This window comes from Oscillibacter sp. 1-3 (genome assembly GCF_000403435.2).
Lineage (GTDB): Bacteria > Bacillota > Clostridia > Oscillospirales > Oscillospiraceae > Oscillibacter.
Genome location: NZ_KE159707.1, coordinates 178846 through 195129, shown reverse-complemented (window position 1 = coordinate 195129; position 16284 = coordinate 178846). Strand labels below are relative to the sequence as shown.

Genomic DNA, 16284 nt, shown 5'->3' with positions numbered 1-16284 from the left:
ACCAGCTTATGGCGAATGGGAGTCGGGCGATGATCTTCTTCATAAGGAAGGGAATTGCTCAAATAGATATAATCAGTATTCATGGGACCTCCTTATGCCTTGGCAGAGGAAGCGTTAGCGGCGGGCATGTCCGCTTCGCCGGTGGACCCAAAAGCAAACTGCCAAAGGCCATATCCGGCGTTGCAGCGAGAGTCCACGCCGTAGATATATTCCTTTTTGAAAAAGACATTATCGTCGCTGGGGGTGTCCTTGGCGACCAGCTGCGGGTTGCGGCGGTTCTGGAAAATGAAAGGCTTCACCGGGCGCTTGGTGCAAAGCAGGAACCACTGCTCCGGGTTTGCCGCCAGCTGCGGAACTACCAGCAGTTCGGTGGTATCTTTGTAAATGTTGACCTCCTGATGAATCTCACTTGCCATAAGGATGGTTCGGCCCACGGCCTCTTTTTGCGGAGACACGACCAGTAAATCCGGGACAACAAACATAACCTCGCCCTGGTCATCCACAAGGCACATCATTTGCGAACGGGCGGCACCGTAGCTTTCCGGCGTCAGCTTGTAAGTGCCCTTGTTGCTTTGGGGCTTGGCGTTCTCCCCCTCGACGGCGGGGGCGTGGCTTTCGCTGAAGAAGGGTTTGCCGTCAAAGCACTTCTCCGTAAAGCCACGGGGAAACAGGCTGAACACCAGCTTGTCCGAATGACACCGGGCGTTATAGGCCAAGTCCTGGAACATGGGCTTATAGACGCCAATGCAATCATCTTCCAGGTCATTCCGGGGGAACGGAGACCGTCAGCTCAAAGTCCTTGTTTTTGATGGTGTAACCGTAGGCGGAGAGGTTCTTGGCCTCGCGCTCGCCAATCCACTCCCGCATAGAGGGGACAGCGCCCAGGCAAGCATAGGTTTCATCCCGGGTCTCACTGGGGACCTCCATAGCCACGCGGGGATACTGGTTCTCCATCTCCTGGAACGCCTTGTTGAAGACGGTATTGAAGCTCTGGAAAGCCTCTTTGATAGTAGCGTTGTTGATAATCATTTCAATGAAGCTCCTTACCTTTCATAATTTATGGATATCTCTGATGCACTGTTGGACCGCTACAACATATCAACCACCGCCTTTCTGATTCCATCTGACTTTCCGGCGTTTCTGGGTCGTATATAAGCGGCTTTTGCCGGGGCCTGATGGTTTCCTGCCCCTTTGCCAAAGGGCCCGTTATCACGCGTGATAACGGGCCTGTAGGGCGGTTTTATTCCTCCAAATCCCCGAGCATCTCCAGGACCCTCTCCGGGAACTTAGAATCAGAAATATTTCGCTCCATGTCGGCCCCGGTCTTGAGGCCGATATAGAAGCCCAGCAGAGAAGAAGAGGTAACAAATATCTGTGATAGCGTCCTCTATGTCAGTCTCCAGCCGCCTGTCGTTGGGTGCCATGCGGCCAATCAGCGCGAAGGCGTCGGCCTTCATGCGCTGTATGTAGCCGTCCCGCTCGCTCAATTCCCCGAAGTCCTCGTGGAACTGTTCCCGCAAGGCGTCCAATACTCTTTTGCTCATCATTTCGCATTCCTCCTTACTTCATGCTTTCCAGCGCCAGCCGCATAGCGGTCCTGAAACCGCAGACAAAGCGCCGCTGTTCCGCCAGCCACAATTCGTCTGTAACCATCTTCTGATACTCTTCAAACCATTTCTTTTGTTTGGGGTTGAAGCTGTCCACCAGAGCGTCAACGCTTTCGCGGTACTTTTCGGCGATAGCCAGGTCTTCTTTACAGTGAACAAAAGTGAAGTGCCAAAGGACCTCGCCCAGCTCCGCAATGGTTTCATTGCTTGCCCTGGTAATGTCAAGGCTCTCAAAACTGAATTGCTCCATTAAAAACACTCGGAGAACCAGACATCGTTTGAGGCGATACCAAGTTTGGTCCGCTGCATGCAAGGAAGAGCGTCCTTGAAAGCCTTTGGCCCTTCCCGATAATAAAGGATGGCATAGTAGGGAATTGTGCTGGCTTTGCGCTCAAAAGCCTTACATGAAGGAATTTCAGGATATTCCATCCTGGTAACGTCATAGCAGAGCTGGATGCCGCGCTTTTGCTGGGTCATGTAAAGGGAATAGAACAGCTCCCAGGTTTCCGGCGGGATGGTGTCCTTTCCCAGGCTGTGCCCGCCGCGCCGGTCGATCAGGGCGGCAACGTCTTTTTCCTGGTATTTCTTCTGCCAGCAGAACAGCTTGCTTTCGCCAGCTTGCTTTCGCTGATGGCGTCCTCTGGCGGGTTGCTAGCGTTAAACCAGGAAACAAACTCAGCCGGGGACAAATTGGACTGATGGTATTGCTCCACGGCCCAGGCTTTGGCGTCTGCTTTTTCCCGCTGCTTGCCTGTGTACTGCAAAATGTCCTCGTGCGGTGGTTTTTCGCCGCGATACCGGGCTTGCGCTTCCTCTGGAAGTGATTCTAAGGCGATGCGGAGCTGCTTGCCGCCCTGGCCCTGGCCCTTGACATAGCGGGACTGGTATCTATTCTGTTGTGCGGCTAATTGAACCATTCTTTCACTTGCACAGAGAACTTGCGCTGGTTCTTTTGCTGAAAGCCATGTCAAAGGGTATCACCTCTTATCGAACTGATTTTTTTATATGCAAAGGGGAGATTGGTTATCAGCCGACGTTAGAAAAGTCAGGATTCCTCATCAAAGAGAGCCGCTAGGAGGTTAAAAGGGTCCATACCTAAGGGCCCTGCAATTCGTCTAAGCATTGTCAGCTTTGGTACTACATGTCCGTTCATGATGGAACAAAGGTATACTTTTGACATTTGAGCCTCTTGTGTCAGCCATTTCTGCTGCTTGTTCATTTCTTTTAGACGCTTTCCTATTAGACGGTGTCGTCAATAAAAATATGATAAAATAGTCCTCAAAGAAATAGGAGGGCTGAAAAATGGGAAAGGAATAGCGGCGACACGGTATAAGCGATAGAGGTTGGGAGAAAATCGAGCCATACACGATAGGCGAAAAGGGAAACGAAGCGGGAATGCTCGAGACACCCGGCAGTTTATCGACGGAGTATTCTGGATTCTGCGCACCGGAGCGCCTTGGCGGAACTTGCCAGAAACCTATGGAAACTGGAAGAATGTACACCGACGGTTTTGCCGATGGCGAGATAAGGGAATTTGGGAAAGGATTCTGGAAGCGCTGGTGGATGACACAGACTTTGAGTGGTTGATGATGGATACCAGCCATGTCAAAGCGCATCCGGACGCTGCTGGCGCACGGGGCGGCAATCAGGCGATGGACCGCACAAAAGGGGGATTAACACCAAGTTACATTTGGCCGTGGATGCGCATGGTATGCCGGTGCGATTCTTTATCACTTCTGGTACCAAAGCGGATTGCACAATTACAGCGCAACTGATGGAGGGTTTCCGGGCGAAATATCTTTTGGCAGACCGGGGCTATGACACAGACGCAATCCTTCTCAAAGCCACCGAGGGGGGATGATACCGGTCATTCCGCCGAGAAAAAACCGGAAACACCAGTGAGAATACGATGAATATCTCTACAAACTCCGTCATCTCGTCGAGAATGCTTTTCTGCTTCTCAAGAGATGGCGCGGTACTGCTACACGTTATGCAAAAAATCTTGCTTCTTTCGTTGCGGCTGTCCAAATTCGTTGTATTGCCATTTGGCTCCTCATTTATTGACGACACCATCTAAGACAAGGACAATTTCATTTGTTGCTTGTTGCACTTCTTCCCACCAATACATGCACACCACGCTCCTTTCGGAGACCAGTATGCACCACTCAGGTCTTTTTGAAATACAAATATAAAATGGTGAGTGATTTCAGCATAATCCCGCTTGTCCTCACGCTATTGAAATATTACTCACCATTTTATTTTCCTCACCATAAAGCACAAAGATTACGAGTCACTGGCATAGTGTCATTCTCCTTTCGCCTGATTGCAAGGCAAGTATATCCGAAAGGCATGGAGAAAGCTATTACCAATACCAGCAAAGAAGCATAGACAAAGCAAGCATAATCACCAATGTGAATAGGGGGAACGAAAAAAGCCGTCCACTGGCCTGCCTTAAAATTGGCAGACTGTGGACAGCCTTTTCGTTGTTTTGAGTGCTGGAGAGTTCGAGTCATGCGTATCCCCAAAAACTCCCAAATCAGGCGAATTTGCATCTCCGGTGCGTTATTTTTATTTTACGCTCCCTGATTTTTTGGATGCGAGAAATTGCTCTCAATTTCTTTGGATTTTTGCCTGCATCTTTTTCGATGCAAGTTGGAGTAAGCGATCAAAATCGATTTTTCAGCATCAAGGCCCCGTATCCCTCGCCCTCTCTTCACCGCAAATCCAGTGAAGCGAGTTGCGGTGAGAATTTCCAAGCTGGTGTATGTGCACGCTTTTGGATTTTGCCTAAAACGAAAATATCAATATTCCATTATATCAGTAAGTTTTTCAACTTCGCTAAGATCAGAAATAATCCGATTAAATACTTGTTGAGCACGGTAGACTAAATATTGAGCATATTGAGCAGAGGTAATAACGGTCCACCGAGTCCCTTCAAGATCATCTGATGCTTCTATTGCAAGTTGCTCACCTGATGCTTCCGTCTCACCACATGAGTGGGCCATAAATGCTTCGCTGCAACGGCCAAATGCGGAATCAAGTGTTTCCAGAAGTTCCTCAAAATCATCATGAGAAATAACCATATCTAATGAAGAGAGTTTGCGAACTCGACCACAAATTCTGCTTTTGCCATAAGCCATCAATTTATATGCTGAATTTTCTGACAATCCTAATTCGTCTGTGGCAGTCGGATGTTTTTTCCTATCAGCCGTTAATCCTAATAGCCAATCTGTTGTTACACCAAAGTGTTGCCCTATTAGTGCAAGAGTACTAATATCAGGACGGATTTGTCTATTCGTATATAGACTTACAGTTTGACGTTGGACACCCAAGATATCTGCAAGTTCTTGATGTGTAGTATTGGTTTCGGATAATATTTGTTTAAGACGTTCAGAAAATTTTACATTTTCAATTGTACTGCTTTTCTTACGAGTCATTTTTCATACCCCTGCATGCAATAATTAATTGCATGCAGTATATCATAGCAATCAGTTATTGTCAACAGGATATTGACAATAAAAATTATCTCTTTAATTTCAGCCTGAGTCAAGCCACGGTAGACGGTCAAAAGGATTTGTATCTTCTGAGCATTCAACTACATATTCTCCTGCCTAAAATAGACTCCTACATCTAAGATTCACATTTTGAGAACAAGTGTAGCATATTCGGTGTTTTCTGACAAGGATGTCTCAAGATTAATGGTAAATTGTATCAAAATGTGAGCCTCATGGTAACTTGGTTTTGCGGCTTCTTAGAGCGACTGAGCTTCTCCTGCTGTACCGCCGTGAACATCTCATCCGAAATAATGGCCTCATGGGTGTCGGTGTAAAGAAACCGATCCAAGAGGCCATCATTTTCGATTTGGACAGCGCCAGTGCTTACCGTTTTTTGAAGCAGCACCCGTCCGGTATATTTTTCGTTGGAGAGCAGTTTGTCAATCGCCTCCCGGTTCCATTTGGGCCTGCCAGTGGGTGAGGGGATGCCCTGTCTTTCCAGACCAGCAATCTTCCCCAGGCTGTTACCAACAAGATATTGCTCAAATATCCAGCACACTACTTTCGCCTCGTCAGGATTGACCACCAGCTCACCATCCGAGCAGACTCCATATCCATAGCATTTGCGGTGGGCCATTTTGGCGCTGCCATCCTGAAACCCCTTCCGGAGACCTTTCTTGATTGCTTCACTTTTTTGAATTGAGTTCATTGTGATCCTCCTTTAATAATAAAAATACCGCAGTGAAATCACTGCGGCGCAATAGGTTTGATATATTCAATATAAAAAGTTGACAGGCCACCCCCTTGGCGGTCTGTCAACTTATCATGGTCCGAGATGGGAGACTCGAACTCCCGACCTGATGGTCCCAAACCACCCGCGCTACCAACTGCGCTAATCCCGGATATGAAATTTTTAACTGTGGTCAAACATGTGGTCAACGCCAGTTTTTGACCAGTTACCGGTGAAAAAAGAAAGCCCGCTCTGCTTAGTGTCACAAGGAGGTGCGGCATTGTGGGCAGTGCGTCATGGATGAGGAGCCTATACTCCCAAGCCAAGTGCCTAACCGATAGGCTACACCCGGAGATATTAACTTGCTTTTATCATAATATAACAGAAAAAAGCAAAAAGATTTCCGGTCAATGACCAGAGAGGATCTTGGAACGGAAGATTTGAGATTAAAGGTCTTGATGCGCATCACCCTCCATAGGCTTCCGGGCATCTCGCTCAGGCCAGCTAACCTAAAGACTGCCATCTGTACAAATCCAAGCTATTTGATTTTTTCTGCGGGCCAAAGGGAGAGAACTGGAATCTGTTTTCAGACCGCCCAAACGCCGCCAAGGCATCTTTTCCCGCCAGAGCTGCGTTGATTTGACTTGAAATCCGTCAGGATTCCTGCGTCAAACCGCCGGCGAAAAAACGCCTCGATCCGGCACTCCGCCGGTTTGAAAACAGACTCCGGGGATATACCTCAGCCCTCTTATTTTACAGCGTTTTTACGCAAAGGTCAAGTCTGTTGTCAAACTCTTTCCGTCGCCTCTTTGCGGCAGACCTTCACCCCCGCCAGGGCCACGGCGAAGACAAACCAGAAGATGACCATCACCCGAGGATAGTGCCACAGATAGTCCGCCAGGCCGCAGACCATAGCTCCGCACAGGGCCGAAGCCGCAGCGCAGGTGATGGTACGGGCTGCGGAGGGAGTGCAGCGCCGCACCGTGCGGGCCGCCTGCTTGATGTTCCACAACAGAGCGCCAACGAAGCTGACCACTCCCAGAAGGCCCGTCTGGAGCCAGACCTCCAGGTAGAAATTGTGAGAGTGGACATAGGGAAAATTGGCGTGGTAGAGATTCCAGTCGGCGGCGTAGGTCTTTGGCACCACGGCCCCCAGGCCGATGCCACGGAGGGGGCGGCTGCGGATCATCTCCAGAGCCGCCAAGAGCGTTGGAATGCGGTTGAGGGTGGAGGAGTCCGAAAAGTTGCCGATGGTGAGGATGCGGTTCCAGATGGTGTCGGGCAGAATGGGAATGCACAGCACGCACAGCGCCGCGAACAGCGGAATCAGCCGGGGCCGCCACAAAAACACAAACACCGCCATGGCGCAGGCAAGCCCCACCCAGCTGGCCCGGGAGTAGGTCATGCCCGCGGCGGCGGCGCCCACAATCAGAATACCGCCGGCCATCAGTCTGCTGTATAAATGTTTAGAGCAGAGAATCAATGCGGCCACCAGGGGCAGTAGCAGCAGCAGCACCTCGCAGAAGGTGTTGGCGTTGTCAAAAAAGGATTCCACCCGGCCGGGCATCCCGGCGTTGACCTTCAAATCCACATAGGAGCGGTTGACCTCTACGCCCTGGATGCGCTGATATACACCGTACAGGGAGGACACCAGCACGCATACCGCGCCGCCGGAGAGCAGCCGTTTCAAATCCTCCGTGCTGCGGACGGCGCTGACCGTCACCAGCACGCAGAGGGCGGCGGAGACATGGTAAAACAAAAACCGCAGGGACAGGGAGGGCGCGTAGGAAAGGGCCACGCCCAGAAAAGCCGCGCCCAGCAGCACCACTGGATAAAAGCCCACTGCCGCTATGTCCAGCCGGAAGTCCGCCCGGCCCATGGACCCAGCGTAAAACAGCACCAGCAGCAGCGTGAAGCCCATGAGGCTGTACGCGTTGTTCCAGCGGCTGAAAGGAATAATCCACAGCAGCATGATGAGCCAGGACTGGGCCACGGCGGTCTCCTCTCCCATAGCGAAGGCCAGACGGGCGAAGAAACTGTCCTCGAAAGTCAGAGGCAGCGCCTCGTACAGCCTGCGCAGCAGCCAGCCGGGCAGGTTGACAAGAGCGGTGAGCAGGCGGCAGAGAAGGCTCCCCTCCCAGGCCCGGGATACAACACCCTCCCGGCACAGCGGGCGCAAGACGGCGCTCTCATCGATCTGGCGATTGCACCAGCGGCCCAGGGCCGCCAGTATGCGGTGGAGACCGCTGTCCTCATAGACGGCCGCCAGGGCCAGACACAGGCGGTAAATACAGCTCTCCTGGATCAGGGTCATAGAAATATCCTCATTTCTTGAAATCAGGTGCGGTTTTTCAGGCGGTACAGCAGCGTCAGCAGAAAGAAGTGCCCGTCCCGCACCAGCCGGGCCGCCAGCTGCTTGTTGCGGCTCATGCCCGCGGGGGTCACGGCGCGGATGGCCTCCGCCATCTCCGGCAAGGCGCAAAGCGTCTCCACCGCCTGCCGTTTCTGGGTCCACGTCTTGGGATTGCCCCTGGCGTACTCGTTGCTGACGGCGATCAGCAGCCCCGCCCAGTTGGAGTTCTCCCGCCACTGGGGGCGGGCGGCCTCCAGGCCGTACTTCTCCGCCAGGGCCGCCTTGCGCTCCATGAAGCGGGCGAACACCTGCCGGAAGTCCGACATGTACTTGTGCGTGGCGGAGGCGGGGTTCAGCACATAGCGGTACAGGGGCTCCTCCGTCACCGCCAGTTTTTGGGCGTTGCAGAAGTACTCCATTAAAAAGATCTCGTCCTCCAGATAGGCCCCCTCAAAGGTGATTCCGGCATCCCGGAGGATCTGGGCGGAGAAGAGGTAGCGCCAGATGAACCCGTTGAAGATCGGCTGCGCCAGCCGGTCCCCCAGCAGGGGGTAGACGATTCCGTCCAGAATGCCCTGCCGGTCATAGATCCCGGCAGGCAGGACCAGCTCCACCGAGGTGCCGCCTCCGGGGTACAGGTTTTGATGGGCGCAGGCGGCGGTATCCGCCCCGGCCTGGGCCCGCAGGTTCCACAGGATCTCCAGGGTCTGGGGTTCAAAGGCGTCGTCGGCGTCCAGGAAGGCGATGTACTCCCCCCGGGCCTCCCGGAGTCCCCGGTTGCGGGCCTCGCTGACGCCGGCGTTTTTGGGCTGGTGGAGAGCCCGGACCCGGCTGTCCGCCGCGGCCAGCGCATCGCAGACGGCGCCGGAGCCGTCGGTGCAGCCGTCGTCCACCAGCAGCAGCTCCCAGTCGGAAAAGGTCTGATTGGTCACGCTCTCCGCACACGCGGGCAGGAATTTCTCCGCCTGATAGACGGGGACGATCACGGAAATGCCGGGCATGCCATCCCTCCTTATTAAGACGCTGTCTCCAGCGGCAGCCTGTCCCCCAACCGAGGGCGGGGCAGATTACAGGGATATTTTACCCCATTCCGGAGGGAAGGTCAAGGATCTTCCTTTAGAGGAAGTGTCCGGCCGCGTATTTTATCCTCCAAGATTCTGGTTTTGCGGCTTTGTAGGGGCGGGGCTCTGTCCCCGCCCGTTTTCCCAAAAACGCTGGGTTTCCCCAAAAGGCCAGATTTCAGGCGGACAGGCCGGGACGGAGCCCCGCCCCCGCATCTTTTTCCTCTCGCGCCGCCGGTGTCCGCTTCATCAAATCCTCCGGCAGCATATCCAAACGGAGATGATCAGCTTCTGTGAATATACATTCTTGCCATGCGGGGTTCGCCGTCTCCCTGCACCATACATAAAAACTCCCATCCGTACCGCTCATAAAAGGAGGTGTGGTCGGTCATAAGATAAAGAGTAGAAATCCCCCGGCTCTTCATGTCGGCGCACGCATAATCCAACAGACTGCCGGCAACGCCATGGCGGCGTTTTTCCTTTTCCGTATATACCGCGCAGACATTGGGAGCCAGGTCCTTTCTATCATGGAAGTCATTCTCAATCACGCCCAATCCGCCAATGATTCTCCCCTTTTCCATTGCTGCATACCATTGGGGAACAGGATTTCCGCCGGCCAGACACGCTTCCATGCTCTCCAAATAAGCCTGCAATGGAATTCCCCATTTTTCATGAAACCACCGCGCGGCCTGCTCTTTTATCTCAGGATGGTCTATGAGCCGTACTATTTTATAATTCATCTGCATCATCCCCCCTTGATCGCTCTGATCTTATCACAGCCGGTTTCAATCGTCAACGCGGGGGGCGGCAAAATTGCCGGTATCCCGCCCTGAGCGCATAAAAAAACGGACCGTAAGACGGCTCGTTGACGGCGCCGGGGCCCCTATGATAAAATCAAAAGCATGAATTTTTCTGTGGCGCGGAAGAGAGGAGCGGAGACATGGATCGTTCCAAGCTGAGAGAGACCTGGAGAGCGGAGGAGGCCCGGGCTCAAATCCGCGGGTGGGACTTCTCCCCCATCCGGGGCAGGTTTGAGGAGGAGCACGACCTGCCCTGGTCCTATGAGGAGATCGTCCGGGAGCATCTTCGCCCGGACGCCATGCTCCTGGACTATGACACCGGAGGCGGCGAATTTCTGCTCTCCCTCTGCCATCCCTTTGACCGGACCGCCGCCACGGAGGGCTATCCTCCCAACGCACGGCTGTGCGGGGAGCGGCTTGTGCCTCTGGGAATCGACTTCAAGCCCTGCGCCGATCCCGCGGCGGTCCCCTGGCAGGACGGCACCTTTGACATCGTCCTCAACCGCCACGGCTCCTTCTGCACCCCGGAGTTGTTCCGGCTGCTGAAAAAGGGCGGCCTGTTCATCACGGAGCAGGTGGGCGGCGACAATGACCGGGACCTGGTGGAGCGGGTGCTGCCGGGGACGGAGAAGCCCTTCCCCCATATGAATCTGGCGAAGCAGCGGGCGGTGTTTGAGGAGGCGGGGTTCCGAATCCTGCGGGCGGAGGAGGTCTACCGGCCCATTTTCTTCTACGATGTGGGGGCCTTTGTCTGGTTTGCAAAGATCATCCAGTGGGAGTTCCCGGGCTTTTCCGTGGACCGGTGCTTTGGGGCGCTGCTGGCCATGCAGGAGGAGATAGAGCGGAACGGAGAGATTCGGGGAACCATCCACCGCTATCTGATCGTCGCAGAGAAGCGCGGCCTGCAGCAACCTGCCAAATTACGGACGGCGGTCCCCACAGATGTATGAAGCGTTATGTGCCCGCAGGGGCCGCCTCCCTGGGCGGCCCCCCTTTAATACTCAGCTGTCCTTCCAGCGCTTGAATATGACGATCTGGACGTCGTCTCCATAGCCGCCGTACTCAGACACCATTAAATATGTTTCATCGGCGGCGACGCCGTAGCAGCGTTCGCTGCCCTCTTTGCGCAGCTGATTGCCCAGATAGATCCGGTCGTCCTCCCACACCCTGACGGTCTGCCCGTTGGACAGGGTGTACTCCAGGTTGATGAGGGACCCTCGAAGGGCGTTGAGCTCCGTTACCTCTTCCATGTCCGGGATGTTCAGCGCACGGAACGCCGCGATCAGCTTTTCCTTCAGTTCGGCCAGGGTCGTGCCGCCCTTTTTGCTGCACTCCGCCGTGACGCATGTCCCCCCAAAGGGGCGGCTGCCGGTCTCTGTACAGCCCTTGCAGCCGCCGCTGAACGGACAGGTGGTAGTCGACTCCACAGATTGATTTCACAGCCGTTCCTCCATCATCGGTTTGTATTCCCGCCCCCGCCGTCCCTCCTGCTCTCCGGCACAATGGGCAGGTCCACCACGGAGACGCCACGCCCCATGGCGTACTCCACTGTGTACCGGGTGCCGCCGGGGGTGCCGTCAAAGGCGGCGATCAGAAGCGAGGCGTGGTCCACCATGTACCGGTCCCGCCGGTGCATACAGGCGGGGGTGTATTGGGCGGAGACCATGGTCTCATAGTCGCAGGCCGCTACCAGCCGGGCATACCGCTCCCGCTGGGCCGGGGGCCAGGCGTCGGCCTGGGTGGGACAGGGGATAGCGGCCTCCAGAGTCACCTCCGGGCGGACCTCCCGCAGGCGGAGGACGGCCTCGCAAAAGTAGAGGTCGCACCCCAGGGCCATGCCGCAGAGAAAATGGCGGTAGCCCTCCTGGTAGGCGGCCTCCAGCACGTCCGCGATGCGCCGCTTCAGGTCCCCGCACCGGGGGTCCGCCTCCCGGTATCCCCAGGGGAGCTTCGCCGGCCGGTGTCCGGTAAAGCAGCAGGAGATCTGCCTCGCCCGCATAGAACAGCCTCCTCTCCGTTTGATCTCACCCGTAGTATAGAACATTTGTTTCTTCTTGTAAAGAGTTTTTTGAAAAAGGAGGCGTTCAACCGCACATTCTATCATCTGCAGTTTTGGTTTGAGGCTTGGCAGGGGCGGGGCTCTGTCCCTGCCCGCTTTCCCGAAAACACTGGGTTTCCGGCGGCCAGGACAGCGCCCGCCTCGCGCGGGATCGAACGTTTGCGGAGCGGAGCGACAGATCTTTCAATCTCCGGGTGATTGGAAAATTGAGCCATCAGCAGACTTGCCGAAAAAGCCCGTCGGGACTTTCTCGACAGCCTGAGGGGAGAGGCATATGCCTCTCCCCTGCGGTTTCCGGAGGACCGGATCACCGGTCCATCAGGATCAGATTCTGAATGTTGTTCCGTCCGGTGCCGCTCTGGAGCAGATAGACGGAGTAGATGGCGTTGCTGACCACGTTCAGGTACAAAGAGCCGAAGGTCTCGTGGGGCGGGTAGACGCCCAGCCACGCGGAGTCCATGGTCTCGATGTCCAGGGAGGCGGGCATGGGCACCAGGTCCGTGTCCGCGTAGAAGAACTGGTAGGTACCGGGCATGATCCGCTTGAAGGCCCCCACCTCCTTGTACCGCAGGTCGCCGTAGACCACCCGGCCGTCGCTCATAATCACGTCCAGGGGCCCGGTGTTGATGGCGAGGTTCCCCACCCGGAAGCTGGAGTAGCCGTTGGCGGGCGGGCAGCAGCTGTCGGTGATCTGGAGCAGATCCAGGCCGCCGGCGGTGTTGATGATGGCAATGGTGGTGATGCCGTTGGCCTGGAAGGGCATGGTCTTCTGAATGTAGATGTAGCCGTCGGTGCCGGTGACGGTCACTGTCTGGTAGCCGGCGCCCACCCGGCCGTAGTTGGTGGCGGAGGCGTAGTTCAGGAAATTCACGGCCCTGGTGTTGCCCACAAAGATCCGGAAGGCCTGATAGCCGTAGGCGGCGTTCAGGAAACGGACCTTGGAGGCGCTGGGCCACACGGCGCCGATGATGCCCGGCAGGATGGTCACTCCGCCGCAGAAGCCGCTGGGACAGACCCAGTTGCTGTTATTGCCGCCGCTGTTGCCGGGATAGACGGGGCCGCCCTCGCCGGGATTGGGCAGAGGGATGACGGGCTCCACGATGCCGCTGCCGCCATTGCCGGGGTAGACAGGGCCGCCCTCGCCGGGATTGGGCAGGGGCGTCACAGGCACCTGGCCGGGGTCCGTGACATCGGTGTCCATATTGCCGGGGTAAACGGGGCCGCCCTCACCGGGGTTTGGCAGGGGAACGACGGGCTCGGCGCCGCCGGAGTAGACGGGCCCGCCCTCACCCACGTTGGGCAGGGGGACCACAGGCTCGGCGGCCATGCTTCGGGCCGTCTGCCGCGTCTGAGGGATGTAGCTGTTATAACCGTTACGATCCATAGTATCGCAAGCCGGAACGATGGTTCCGGCCTCCTCCTTTCAGATGGTGCTGAGCCATTTTATGCGGCGGCGGCCGCGGCTGTGCCCCCGGTGGTTTCGCTCTTGCGCCCGGGGGCCGGGGGTGGTAAAATATATGTAAGAAGCTGTGACAGGAGGCGGAGTATGATCCTGGAGACGGAGCGGCTGTATCTGCGGGAGCTGAACCAGGGCGACTTTGACGCCCTGTGCCGGATGCTGAAGGACCCGGAGGTCATGTATGCCTACGAAGGGGCTTTCAGCGACGGGGAGGCCCACGCATGGCTGGACCGGCAGATCCGGCGCTATCGGATGTGGGGCTTCGGCCTGTGGGCCGTCATTGAAAAGGAGACGGGCGCACTGATCGGCCAGTGCGGGCTGACCATGCAGCCCTGGCGGGATACGGAGGTCCTGGAGATCGGCTATCTCCTCTGCCGGGCGTACTGGCGCCGGGGGTACGCGGCGGAGGCCGCGGAGGCCTGCAGGCAGTATGCCTTTGAGACCCTGGGGGCCGGCGAGGTGTGCTCCATCATCCGGGATACCAACACGGCCTCCCAGCGGGTGGCGCTGCGGATCGGGATGGAGCGCCGGGACAGCTGGACAAAGCGTTACCGGGGGGTGGACATGCCCCACTACCGCTATGTGGTCCGCCGTGACAGGGAGGAGACGCCATGAGAGAAATCCGGAGAGGGACCCGGGAGGACATTTTGGAGATCGGGGCCGTCTATGACCGCATTCTGACGGAGGAGGAGGCGGGCCGGGCCAGCGTGGGCTGGGTCCGGGGGGTGTACCCGACGGAGTCCACCGCTCTGGAGGCCCTGGAGGCGGGGGAGCTGTTCGTGATGACGGAGGGCGGCGTTCTCACCGCCGCCGCCCGGATCAACCGGACGCAGGTGCCGGTGTACACCCGGGTTCCCTGGCGGTGGCAGGCCCCGGCGGAGCGGGTGATGGTGCTGCACACCCTGGTGGTGGACCCGCTCTATCAGGGCGGGGGCCGGGGCGCCGCCTTTGTGGCGTTCTACGAGGACTACGCCTGGGAGCGGGGGTGCCCTTTTCTGCGGATGGACACCAACGAGAAAAACGCAGCCGCCCGGGCGCTGTACGCCCGCCTGGGCTACCGGGAGGCGGGGATTGTCCCCTGTGAGTTCAACGGCATCCCCGGCGTGGGGCTGGTGTGCCTGGAGAAGAGACTGGAGTGAATAGACCTCTTGCGAAAATAAAAAGTTCTGAATAGGCCTTGTTTGATAAATGGCAAAATGTGCAGCGGCGAGAGATTTTTTTGCCGGTCAAGGCGATTTGACGACGCCATACTTTGTGTATTGCAAGGAAAATCAACGCGGAACGGCGGAAAAAGATCCGTCGCTTGGGCGTTTTGACATTTTCAAACATGGGCTAAACGGGCAGATAAAACCAAGCGAATCGGCAGTCAAACATCCCTGTTTTGGACGCAAAAAACTACAGCAAAATCAATTTCACAAGAGGTCTAACGAAAGACGGCGGCCCCTCTCCCTGCGGCTGGGAGGGGGCGCTTATGCTGTGGATTTGGACATTTTATATAGAGGGTGCCGCCGGCGGTGCAGGAGAGGGAGAGCGGTTTTGTGTTCCGGGCCGGTCTGTGGTATGATGGAAAAATTTTTTTCGAACGGCGGGAGAGCTCTCCTCTCCGCCGGAAAAGAAAGAATACTATGAAAAAACCATGACATCCATCCTGGCAGGGCTCACTACGGCGGCGCTGGCGCTGAGCCTCTGTACCACCGCTCTGGCGGCCCCCGCCGGAAAAAAAGCGGCGGACGAGACGGGCAAGACGGCGTCCCAGGTCTCCAAGACCGTGCCGGGCCGCACCTGGCAGCGGGAGTATCTGGAGGGCGATCTCTATTACACCGGCCCCGCTCCCGCCAAGGTCCCGGAGGGAGAGCAGCCCCCCGCCTTCCGTCCCTCCTGGCTGCCGGAGGGCTACGCCCTCAGCAGCGCCTCCACCGGCGGGGTCCCGCAGAAGGGGGAGGTGAAGGCCGACTGGAGCTATGAGAACGGCGGGGACCGGCTGAACTTCTCCTGTTTCCTCCGTCCCACCGGAAGTCTCGGCGCCGCGGCCGGGGCCGCTGTGAGCGGCGACAGCATCCTGCACAAGACCAAGATCCAAGGCTGTGACGCGGATTTCTACCAGGGAGTTCCCGCCCACGGGTATCTGACCAACGACCTGGTCTGGGAGAACAAACAGGGTAATCTCTTCTGGCTGTCCGGCAGTCTGGATCAGGCCGCAATGGAGAAGATCGCCGAGAGCGTGGCGGAGGTCAAATCGGAGCCCCTGCCGGAGTACGCGCTCACCGCCTTACCCGCCGGCGCCAGCCTCTTTTCCCGCGATGCCCTGCCGGAGGTGGTGAAGGAGCAGTGGACTGTGGAGGGGGCCGGCGGTTTCACCTGGACGTACAGCTCCCTGCCTCTGCACGCCGGCGGGACCGGCACGGCGGAGACGGTGAAGATGAACGGCTCGGAGGGGCGGTTCTGGCAGGAGAAGACACAGGCCCTCACAGTTGTGACGAAGACGGAAGACAGTGAGACCACCTCGACACTGGGGGGCTCCACCTTCAGCGCCCTCCTCTGGACGGACCCGGAGACGAAGATCAATTTCCTCCTCCAGGGCCACCTGGACAGGGATGTCCTGATCTTTATGGCGGAGCACATCACACGGAAGTGACGTGAGCCGCGGCGCATCATAGAAACCAGGCAGCGGCGGCAGGGAAACTCCCTGCCGCCGCTGTGACGCGTCTATTCGTTTTTTGG

General features: G+C 56.7%; 18 protein-coding genes, 1 tRNA gene and 1 pseudogene. 5 read left to right on the top strand and 15 right to left on the bottom strand.

Translation table 11 applies throughout. The features are described from left to right. Positions 1 to 92: 92 nt before the first annotated feature. From C816_RS07340 to C816_RS07320, 6 genes are all read right to left on the bottom strand, one after another. A complete protein-coding gene (locus C816_RS07340) occupies positions 93 to 728 on the bottom strand; it encodes a Mu-like prophage major head subunit gpT family protein (protein ID WP_016321760.1) in 636 nt (211 codons plus the stop codon). Between the two features lie 34 nt (positions 729 to 762). After that, positions 763 to 1029, bottom strand: a complete 267-nt coding sequence (locus C816_RS25580) for a Mu-like prophage major head subunit gpT family protein (RefSeq protein ID WP_016321759.1) — start codon at positions 1027 to 1029, stop codon at positions 763 to 765. Between the two features lie 263 nt (positions 1030 to 1292). Beyond that, positions 1293 to 1547 (bottom strand): hypothetical protein, encoded by a 255-nt coding sequence (locus C816_RS07335; protein ID WP_016321758.1) that lies wholly within the window; start codon positions 1545 to 1547, stop codon positions 1293 to 1295. 13 nt (positions 1548 to 1560) lie between these two features. Continuing rightward, positions 1561 to 1857: a DUF6809 family protein gene (locus C816_RS07330; protein WP_016321757.1), complete on the bottom strand. Its 297-nt coding sequence runs from the start codon at positions 1855 to 1857 to the stop codon at positions 1561 to 1563. Beyond that, positions 1857 to 2123, bottom strand: a complete 267-nt coding sequence (locus C816_RS22550) for a DNA-binding domain-containing protein (RefSeq protein WP_242832174.1) — start codon at positions 2121 to 2123, stop codon at positions 1857 to 1859. Before C816_RS22550 ends, C816_RS07330 begins: the two co-directional genes overlap by 1 nt. A gap of 38 nt (positions 2124 to 2161) precedes the next feature. Then, the gene (locus tag C816_RS07320; RefSeq protein ID WP_016321756.1) at positions 2162 to 2578 is read right to left on the bottom strand and encodes a hypothetical protein; all 417 of its coding nucleotides are present in this window, start codon (positions 2576 to 2578) and stop codon (positions 2162 to 2164) included. Positions 2579 to 2936: 358 nt separating this feature from the next. On the opposite strand from C816_RS07320, the pseudogene C816_RS22545 reads away from it, so the two are divergent. Further along, a pseudogene (locus C816_RS22545) lies at positions 2937 to 3671 on the top strand (IS5 family transposase). A 737-nt stretch (positions 3672 to 4408) separates the two neighbouring features. Here C816_RS22545 and C816_RS22540 read toward each other — a convergent pair. The 6 genes from C816_RS22540 to C816_RS07290 form a co-directional block, all read right to left on the bottom strand. Further along, on the bottom strand, positions 4409 to 5044 hold the full coding sequence (locus C816_RS22540; RefSeq protein ID WP_016321755.1) for a helix-turn-helix domain-containing protein: 636 nt from the start codon (positions 5042 to 5044) through the stop codon (positions 4409 to 4411). Positions 5045 to 5318: 274 nt separating this feature from the next. After that, positions 5319 to 5810 (bottom strand): recombinase family protein, encoded by a 492-nt coding sequence (locus C816_RS07310; RefSeq protein WP_016321753.1) that lies wholly within the window; start codon positions 5808 to 5810, stop codon positions 5319 to 5321. Between the two features lie 117 nt (positions 5811 to 5927). Next, positions 5928 to 6003, bottom strand: a tRNA-Pro gene (locus tag C816_RS07305). Positions 6004 to 6618: 615 nt separating this feature from the next. Continuing rightward, positions 6619 to 8145: an O-antigen ligase family protein gene (locus C816_RS07300; RefSeq protein ID WP_016321752.1), complete on the bottom strand. Its 1527-nt coding sequence runs from the start codon at positions 8143 to 8145 to the stop codon at positions 6619 to 6621. 23 nt (positions 8146 to 8168) lie between these two features. Then, positions 8169 to 9185 (bottom strand): glycosyltransferase family 2 protein, encoded by a 1017-nt coding sequence (locus C816_RS07295; protein ID WP_016321751.1) that lies wholly within the window; start codon positions 9183 to 9185, stop codon positions 8169 to 8171. A gap of 344 nt (positions 9186 to 9529) precedes the next feature. Further along, entirely contained in the window at positions 9530 to 9985 is a 456-nt protein-coding gene (locus tag C816_RS07290; protein ID WP_016321750.1) for a GNAT family N-acetyltransferase, read from the bottom strand. A gap of 200 nt (positions 9986 to 10185) precedes the next feature. On the opposite strand from C816_RS07290, the gene C816_RS07285 reads away from it, so the two are divergent. Then, positions 10186 to 10995, top strand: coding sequence for a class I SAM-dependent methyltransferase (locus C816_RS07285; protein WP_016321749.1), 810 nt, complete (start codon positions 10186 to 10188; stop codon positions 10993 to 10995). Between the two features lie 51 nt (positions 10996 to 11046). Here C816_RS07285 and C816_RS07280 read toward each other — a convergent pair whose 3' ends face one another. From C816_RS07280 to C816_RS07270, 3 genes are all read right to left on the bottom strand, one after another. Beyond that, positions 11047 to 11472, bottom strand: coding sequence for a hypothetical protein (locus C816_RS07280; RefSeq protein ID WP_016321748.1), 426 nt, complete (start codon positions 11470 to 11472; stop codon positions 11047 to 11049). 26 nt (positions 11473 to 11498) lie between these two features. Continuing rightward, positions 11499 to 12044 (bottom strand): SLOG family protein, encoded by a 546-nt coding sequence (locus C816_RS07275; RefSeq protein ID WP_016321747.1) that lies wholly within the window; start codon positions 12042 to 12044, stop codon positions 11499 to 11501. Between the two features lie 367 nt (positions 12045 to 12411). Then, positions 12412 to 13488, bottom strand: a complete 1077-nt coding sequence (locus C816_RS07270) for a DUF4397 domain-containing protein (protein ID WP_016321746.1) — start codon at positions 13486 to 13488, stop codon at positions 12412 to 12414. 162 nt (positions 13489 to 13650) lie between these two features. Between C816_RS07270 and C816_RS07265 the strand changes: the two genes are divergently transcribed. The 3 genes from C816_RS07265 to C816_RS07255 all read left to right on the top strand — a co-directional run bounded on the left by C816_RS07265 (position 13651) and on the right by C816_RS07255 (position 16198). Further along, on the top strand, positions 13651 to 14178 hold the full coding sequence (locus tag C816_RS07265; protein WP_016321745.1) for a GNAT family N-acetyltransferase: 528 nt from the start codon (positions 13651 to 13653) through the stop codon (positions 14176 to 14178). After that, entirely contained in the window at positions 14175 to 14702 is a 528-nt protein-coding gene (locus tag C816_RS07260; protein ID WP_016321744.1) for a GNAT family N-acetyltransferase, read from the top strand. The genes C816_RS07265 and C816_RS07260 overlap by 4 nt, the downstream gene beginning before the upstream one ends. Positions 14703 to 15199: 497 nt before the next feature. Beyond that, positions 15200 to 16198, top strand: coding sequence for a DUF4367 domain-containing protein (locus C816_RS07255; RefSeq protein ID WP_016321743.1), 999 nt, complete (start codon positions 15200 to 15202; stop codon positions 16196 to 16198). Positions 16199 to 16284: the final 86 nt, after the last annotated feature.